Raw genomic sequence first — 6,429 nt, 5'->3', positions numbered from 1 at the left:
CGCCTCGACGGCGGTCGCGGATCCGCGCGCCGCGGCGGCCGCACGCCAGCAGTCCTCCGCCGTCACCGTGCGCAGCCGGGCGGACACCCGGGCCAGGGATCGCGCCGTCATCGACAGGCTCGTGACGCCCAGCCCGACCAGCACGGGCGCGAGGGCCGGATCACCACCGGCCTCCCCGCACACGCCCACGGGCTTGCCCGCCGCACGTCCGGCCTCGCCTACCGCGCCGATGAGCCGCAGGACCGCCGGCTGCCACGGGTCGTTGAGCGCGCCGAGCGGCGCCGACAGCCGATCCGCGGCCATCGTGTACTGGGTGAGGTCGTTGGTGCCCAGGCTCACGAAGTCGACCACGGCGAACAGCTCCGCCGCCACGAGCGCGGCGGCGGGGGTCTCGATCATGATGCCCGCCCGTGCGATGCCCGCGGCCCGGCAGGCCGCCGCGAAGTCGCGGGCCTCGTCGACCGTCGCCACCATCGGCGCCATCACCTCCAGCTCCGCGCTCTCGGCAGCTCCCGCCACCGCGATCGCCGCGAGCTGGTGCGCGAGCAACGCCGGATGCGCCCGAGCGACGCGCAGCCCGCGCACGCCCAGAGCCGGGTTCTGCTCGTCCGCCGCGGTCGCGAACGGGAGCGGCTTGTCGGATCCGGCGTCGAGCGTGCGCACCACGACCTTGCGCCCCGCGAACGGTGCGAGCACGCCACGGTAGGCGGCGACCTGCTCGGCGACCGTCGGCTCTTCGGCGCGGTCGAGGAAGCAGAACTCGGTGCGGAACAGGCCGATGCCCTGCGCGCCGGCGTCGGCCGCGGCGACCGCATCGGCCGCGCCGCCGACGTTTGCCAGCAGCGGAATCGCGGTGCCGTCAGCGAGCACCCCGGTGCCGTCGAAGGCCGGCAGCGGCGGCGCCGTGGCCGCCTGCTCGTCCGCGGGCGGGTCGAGGCGCACGATCCCGGCCTCGCCGTCGACGAGCACGGTGGTCCCCGCCGCGATGCCGGTCGCGCCCGAAGCGCCAACAACCGCCGGGATGCCCAGTGCGCGGGCGAGGATCGCCGTGTGCGAGGTGGGTCCGCCCTCCTCTGTCACCAGACCCACGCAGGAGCTGCGGCCCAGGGTCGCGGTCTCCGCGGGCGCGAGATCCCGGGCGACGAGCACGAACGGATCCGGCCGATCCGGGATCCCCGGCACCTCCTGACCGGTCAGCCGCGCCACGATGCGGTCGCGCACGCTCCGCACGTCGATCGCGCGCTCGGCCATCCGTCCGCCCAGGCCGCGCAGCATCTGCTCCTGCGCGACGGCCTCGTCCCACACGGCGCGGGCCGCGGTCGCGCCGTCGGCGCGCACTCGTGCCGCGGCGCCCGCGGCAAAGTCGGGGTCGGCGGCCAGCAGCGCGGTCGCCTCGAGGATCTGCGYGACCTCGCCGTCAGCCCGGGCCGCGCGCTCCCGCAGCGCGGTCGCGATTTCGGCCGCCGCGGGCGCGATCCGCTCCGCTTCGGCGTCGCGGTCGGCGGCGGGCAGGGCCTCGGCCGTGGCGGGCTCCGCGATCGCCGCGCCGAGCTGGGCGACCGGGGCGACCGCGCGCCCCGGGCTCACCCCGAGCCCGCGCAGGGTGGATCCCGGTGCAGGTGCGCCGGGCGGCGTCCCCGCGGGCCGGTCCCTGAGCGCGGATCGCGGCGTCGAGACGGAGGGCGTCTCATCGTTCGGATCTGGAGCGCCTGTACCCGGCGCCCCTTCCCTCTCACCGAAGCCGTCCTCGAACAGCGCCGCCACGCGCTCCACGGCGACAGGATCCCCCTCCAACTGCACCTCGTCGCCAGGGCGAGCACCGAAGGCGAGCAGCCGCATCATGCTCGATGCGGGAACCGGGTCTCCGCCCGGCAGGCGCCGCAGTCGCAACTCCGCCCCGGCGGCCGCCTGCGCGATCATCGCGGCGGGACGCGCATGCACCCCTGCGGGGTTGCGCACGACGACCGTGCGCGCCCTCTCCCCCGGCCGCGAGACCGCAGGTCCCGGCACGCTCTCATCGAGCACGCTCTCATCGAGCACAGGGCCCCCCGACCCGACCGGAGCCTGCGGCTCGTCCGAAAGCTGCGCCGACTTCGCGATCAGCGCGCCGTTCGCCTCCGCCGCGACCTCGTCCAACGACGCCCCCTGCGCCGCCGTCACCGCGGCCGCGAGCAACCCCTCCACGAACGGCGCCGACGCGAGCCGCACCGGAACCTCGCTCGCGCGCAGCTCGAGGGCGAACTCGGCGCTCATCACCGCGGATCCGAGATCCATCAGCACCAGCACGCCGTCGCACGAGCTCGCGAGCTCGTCGATCGCCGCCGCGACCCGCGTCGCATCCGTGCCGAGAATCGGCACGCCGTCCGCATCCGTCCCGGCCCCCGCGGCGAGCGCGATCGGCACAGCGCCACCGGGCACCATCTGCGCCGCGAGTTCCCGGGCGGCCTCGGCGAGGCGCATGCTGTGCGAGACGGCGACGATCCCGGTGGTGCTCATCGATCCGGCCCCCGTACCCCGCGAGCGTCAGCACGCATGAGATCGATCCGTCAGTCCGCGACGGCCGCGGCGAGCGTCTCGAACAGCAGCGTCGCCGACGCGGATCCAGGATCCATGTGCCCGGCGCTGCGCTCCCCGAGATAGCTGGCCCTGCCCTTGCGCGCGACGAGGTCGATCGTGGCGTCGCGCCCGGCCGCGGCGGCGACGGCCGCCGTCGCCGCCGCCTCTCCCGCGGACTTCCCGTCGACGAGTGCCGCGTCCATCGCGTCGATCGCCGGAGCCACCGCGTCGAAGAGCGTCTTGTCGCCCGCCTCCGCTTTGCCCCGCGCGACGATGCCCTCCAGGCCCGCACGCAGACCCGCGGCCAGCGCCGACGGCTCCACGTCCGTCACCGCGCCCAGCGTCGCTCCGATCCGCAGGAAGAACGTGCCGTACAGCGGCCCGCTCGCCCCGCCCACGGTCGACACCAGCGTCATGCCGACGGTCTTGAACAGTTCGTCCGCCGTCGCGGGCGCGGCCTGGTCGACCTTCTCGACCACCGCGTTCATGCCGCGGGCCATGTTCGCGCCGTGGTCGGCGTCGCCGATCGCGGAGTCGAGTTCGGTGAGCCAGTCGCGCTGCGCGACGACGGCGTCACGGAAACGGTGCAGCCAGTCGACGAGAGCGGCGAGCGGGATGGTGTTCGACATGCAGATGTTCTCCTTCGAGCGGTTCAGGCGCCCCAGCGCAGGCCGGGGGTGACGACGGGCGCGTCCCACAGCCGGATGAGCTCGTCGTCGGCCTTGAGCAGGGTGACCGAGCACCCGGCCATGTCCAGCGACGTGATGTAGTTGCCGACGAGGTTGCGGGCGACCGTCACGCCGGCCTTCTCCAGCAGCGTCGCGACCTCGCCGTACATCAGGTACAGCTCGATGAGCGGCGACGCTCCCATGCCGTTGAGCATCACGATCGCCGGGGATCCGGTGAAATCCAGATCGGCGAGGATCGGCTCGACCAGCTGCGCCGCGATGTCCTTGGCGGGCGCGAGCGGAACGCGGTGGCGGCCGGGCTCGCCGTGGATGCCGATGCCGATCTCCATCTGATCGTCGGGCAGATCGAACGTGGGCTTGCCCGCGGCCGGCACGGTGCAGCTCGAAAGCGCCATGCCCATGGACCGCCCCTGGCCGTTCACACGCGCGGCGAGATCGGCCACAGCGGCGAGATCCTGCCCCTCTTCTGCGGCCGCCCCCACGATCTTCTCGAGCAGCACCGTGAGGCCTACACCGCGGCGGCCCGCCGTGTAGAGCGAGTCCTGCACGGCGACGTCGTCGTCCACCACGACCGAGCGCACGTCGATGCCGTCCATGGCGGCGAGCTCGGCGCCCATCTCGAAGTTCATCACGTCGCCGGTGTAGTTCTTCACGATGTGCAGCACACCCGCGCCGCGGTCGATCGCCTTCGTGGCGACCTGCATCTGATCGGGCGTGGGCGAGGTGAAGACCTCTCCGGCGCAGGCGGCGTCGAGCATGCCGGTCCCGACGAATCCGCCGTGCAGCGGCTCGTGTCCGGATCCACCGCCGCTCAGCAACGCGACCTTGCCCTCGTCCTTGCGTGTCGCGCGCAGGATCACGCGGTTCGCCAGGTCGACCTCGAGCTCCGGATGCGCGAGCGCGAGCCCGCGCATCGACTCCGCGAGCACGTCCTCCGGGGCGTTGATGAGCTTCTTCATCCTGCGACCTCCTCGTTGCAGTTCCACCAGCACCATTGCGATCCGACCAGCATTCCGCGACGGTCGGGATCCCGACGGATCCGCATCCGGGGGCGTGCCGAGACCCGAGGTCGGAACCTCTTGCGTCACGGGCGACTGCACTCCAGAATCGGAATACTTTTCGTTAATGTCGAATATGCGTTGAGGATGTCGGATTGTCAAGAGATCCGGATCCGCACCGTCGTCGCCGCTGCCGTCGAGGAGGGAACCGCACCGATGATCCAGGCGATCGATCGCGCCGCGAAGGTGCTCGAGCTGCTGCAGGGCTCCCGCCACCTCGGCATCACGGATCTCGCGACTGCCTTGCAGCTGCCGCCGTCGACCGTGCACGGCATCGTGTCGTCGCTGCGCGAGCACGGGCTCGTCGCCAAGGAGCGCGGCGGCCAGCGGTACATGCTGGGCCCGACCCTGCTGAAGCTCAGCAGCGTCTACCTCGACTCCCTCGATGTGCGGGCGCGGTCGATGCGCTGGACGCAGGAGCTCGCGCGGCGCACCGGCATGGCCGTGCGGCTCGGCGCCCCGCACTTCGCCGAGGTGCTCGTGATTCACCACGTGCTTCGCCCCGATGACAGCCCCCAGATGCTGGAGACCGGCGCGGCGCTGCCGGCGCACGCCTCGGCCATGGGCAAGGTGCTACTCGCGCACGACCTCGGATTCCAGCGGGCCGTGTTCTCAGGCCCGCTGCGGAGCCTGACCGGCGACACCGTCACGCATCCCGAGGTGCTCGCGGCCGGCCTTCCCGCGATCGCTGAGCACGGCATCGCAACCGAGGTCGACGAGGCCGTTCTGGGCGAGTCGTCGCTCGCCTCCCCCGTCGCCGACTCCCGCGGGGACATCGTGGCGGCGGTCGCCGTGGTGTACCCGACGGCCGACGGTCCCGCGCCCGACGCCGTGCTGCACGCGCTGCGCGACACTGCCCGCAACATCTCCCGCGAGCTCGGCGCCACGGCCTGGCCCCCGCGCATCGCACCCGCCGACGACTGAGGCCTCGCCACGGAGCCGCCCCCTTGAGCGCACGCCTCACAACCGAGTCGTCCCCCTGAGCACGGGCCATGGCTCGTGCTCAGGGGGACGACTCGGAAAATAGGAGGTCAGGCCGTGGGCGCCAGGCCCAGGTCCTCCTCGCGGACCGTGCCCTTGGCTGACCACGGGAAGTCGATCCAGCGATCGGTGTCCTTCCACGCGTAGTCGGGCTGGATGATCGTGGTGKGCTTGGTGTAGATCGTGACCGAGCGCACATCGGCGCCCTTGCTCTTGAGCAGCTCGACGGCCAGTGCGAGCGTGCGTCCGGAATCGGCGACGTCGTCGACGAGCAGCACGCGACGACCGTTCAGGTACTCCATGTCGAGCGCCGGCGGCAGCACCTCGGGAGCGTCCAGCACCGTGCCGATGCCGGTGTAGAACTCGACGTTGATCGCGCCGCAGTTCTTCGCGCCGAGGCCGTACGCGATGGCCCCGGCCGGCAGCAGCCCGCCACGTGCGATCGCGACGACCACCTCGGTCTCGAAACCCGAATCGAGGATCCGGCGGGCCAGATCCCGCGTCGCCTCGCCGAAACCGTCCCAGGTGAGCACTTCGCGCTCGATCGCCGTATCCGTCATGGATACATTCTGCCGTGCGGACGCGCCTCCCGGGAACGCGGATGCGGTCAGCTCTGCCCGAAGTCCTCGAAGATGAGCGTCGTGCGCGTGGAGCGGACCGCGGAGATCGCCTGGATGTCCTCGAGCACGATCCGGCGGAGATCTCGTGCGTCGCTCGCCCGCACGAGCAGGATCACGTCGAAGTCGCCGCCCACGAGTGCCATGTGCTCGACCTCGGGGATCCGCTGCAGCTGCTCCTGCACCTCCTGCCAGGCCGGCTGCTCGAGCGCGAGCATGACGTATGCCGATGCATGGTGGCCGAGCAGCACCGGATCCGTGCGCACGGTGTACCCGGTGATGACCCCGGCGTCGGTCAGCCGTTTGATGCGCGCATGCGCGCCCGCCCGCGAGATGTGCACGGACTCGGCGATCGCCGTCATGGACACGCGCGCATCGCGGCGCAGCTCACCCAGGATCGCCCGGTCGATGTCATCCAGCTCCGCCATGCGCGCGCCTTCCCTGCTTCTCATCACTGACACTCTGCATCATTCTGGTGCCTCTGCTCTGCAATCGTCCAGATTCGCCGCGATCCTGTTGGACGACTGC

The 6,429-nt window shown here is 72.2% G+C and carries 6 protein-coding genes; 1 reads left to right on the top strand and 5 read right to left on the bottom strand.

What is annotated here, in order from left to right; genetic code table 11:
• The 3 genes from ptsP to dhaK form a co-directional block, all read right to left on the bottom strand.
• The coding region (gene ptsP, locus AB4078_RS18280; protein WP_441978312.1) for a phosphoenolpyruvate--protein phosphotransferase at positions 1-2,496 on the bottom strand (2,496 nt) is incomplete at its 3' end.
• Between the two features lie 50 nt (positions 2,497-2,546).
• Entirely contained in the window at positions 2,547-3,185 is a 639-nt protein-coding gene (gene dhaL, locus AB4078_RS18275; protein ID WP_440733448.1) for a dihydroxyacetone kinase subunit DhaL, read from the bottom strand.
• A gap of 23 nt (positions 3,186-3,208) precedes the next feature.
• Complete coding sequence (gene dhaK, locus AB4078_RS18270) at positions 3,209-4,204, bottom strand: dihydroxyacetone kinase subunit DhaK (protein ID WP_441978311.1); 996 nt, start codon at positions 4,202-4,204, stop codon at positions 3,209-3,211.
• A gap of 186 nt (positions 4,205-4,390) precedes the next feature.
• Between dhaK and AB4078_RS18265 the strand changes: the two genes are divergently transcribed.
• Positions 4,391-5,227 carry an IclR family transcriptional regulator gene (locus AB4078_RS18265; RefSeq protein WP_441978310.1) on the top strand — a complete coding sequence of 279 codons (837 nt, stop codon included), beginning with the start codon at positions 4,391-4,393 and terminating at the stop codon, positions 5,225-5,227.
• Between the two features lie 107 nt (positions 5,228-5,334).
• On the opposite strand, the gene AB4078_RS18260 is transcribed toward AB4078_RS18265, so the two are convergent.
• Positions 5,335-5,844 (bottom strand): phosphoribosyltransferase, encoded by a 510-nt coding sequence (locus AB4078_RS18260; protein ID WP_441978309.1) that lies wholly within the window; start codon positions 5,842-5,844, stop codon positions 5,335-5,337.
• A gap of 47 nt (positions 5,845-5,891) precedes the next feature.
• On the bottom strand, positions 5,892-6,329 hold the full coding sequence (locus AB4078_RS18255; RefSeq protein WP_441978308.1) for an Lrp/AsnC family transcriptional regulator: 438 nt from the start codon (positions 6,327-6,329) through the stop codon (positions 5,892-5,894).
• Positions 6,330-6,429: the final 100 nt, after the last annotated feature.

Source organism: Microbacterium sp. 2MCAF23 (genome assembly GCF_052115565.1).
Taxonomy (GTDB): Bacteria; Actinomycetota; Actinomycetes; order Actinomycetales; family Microbacteriaceae; genus Microbacterium.
Note: the sequence above shows the minus strand (reverse complement) of the source record. Positions and strands in the feature narration are given on the sequence as shown.

Bases quoted from the DNA above. Each gene is read 5' to 3' on its own strand.
- AB4078_RS18255 (WP_441978308.1), bottom strand. From the start codon at position 6,329: ATGGCGGAGCTGGATGACATCGACCGGGCGATCCTGGGTGAGCTGCGC.
- AB4078_RS18265 (WP_441978310.1), top strand. From the start codon at position 4,391: ATGTCGGATTGTCAAGAGATCCGGATCCGCACCGTCGTCGCCGCTGCC.
- dhaK (WP_441978311.1), bottom strand. From the start codon at position 4,204: ATGAAGAAGCTCATCAACGCCCCGGAGGACGTGCTCGCGGAGTCGATG.
- dhaL (WP_440733448.1), bottom strand. From the start codon at position 3,185: ATGTCGAACACCATCCCGCTCGCCGCTCTCGTCGACTGGCTGCACCGT.